This is a genomic window from Staphylococcus sp. AC872 (assembly GCF_979255425.1).
The window spans coordinates 161-1,050 of record NZ_CEEDKW010000022.1 but is presented as its reverse complement, the minus strand read 5'-3'; the positions used below and the strand labels follow the sequence as shown (position 1 = coordinate 1,050).

The 890-nt window shown below is 37.3% G+C and carries 1 pseudogene; it reads left to right on the top strand.

Features of this window, described 5'->3' with window-relative positions:
- Positions 1–890, top strand: a pseudogene (locus ACZ267_RS12730) (hypothetical protein); the annotation flags it as partial.

Genomic DNA, 890 nt, shown 5'->3' with positions numbered 1-890 from the left:
GATAGTGCTGCAAGTACAGAAAGCAAGGACAGTGCTGCAAGTACAGAAAGCAAGGACAGTGCTGCAAGTACAGAAAGTAAAGACAGTGCAACAAGTGAAGATTTAGGTTCAGCAATCACAATTAATAATAGTGATTCGTCGTCTAACAGTACCTCAGCAACTGAATTAAGAACTTTTAGTAGATTGGAAACAACAACATTCGCAGCAGCAGCAGCAACATCTACTACAAATACTTATACAGGTGCGGGTACCGATACAAATTATAATATTCCTATCTATTATAAATTGACTACTGTTAATAATGGAACATCTATGACTTTTACTTATACAGTTACATATGATAATCCAGCAACAACAACAGTTGAAAAACCAACGACATTACCAAATGGTTATTCAATATACAATACAGGTTCATCTAATCAAACAATGTTTACATTAGGTAACGGATATGGAACTCCTTCATCTGCCACGAGCTATATTACAGACTCAACAGGTGCAAAGGTTAGTAATCCAGCAGCAAATACAACACCTATGGTTAAACGAGGTAATGGATATACTTGGTCAAATGGTTATCAAATGAATGGATATCAAGCTAAACAAGGCTATGGTTTAACAACGACATGGACAGTTCCTATTATTTCTGGGGGCGATACATCGTTTACATTTGATCCGTACTCTACATCTGTGACAGGTGGTACTAACTTTTTTAATGGTCAAAAAGTTAATGTAACTGATCCAACAAGTACAGCTAACTCACAAAGTGCATCAACAAGTACAGCTAATTCACAAAGTGCGTCAACAAGTACAGCTAACTCACAAAGTGCGTCAACAAGTACAGCTAACTCACAAAGTGCGTCAACAAGTACAGCTAACTCACAAAGTGCGTCAAC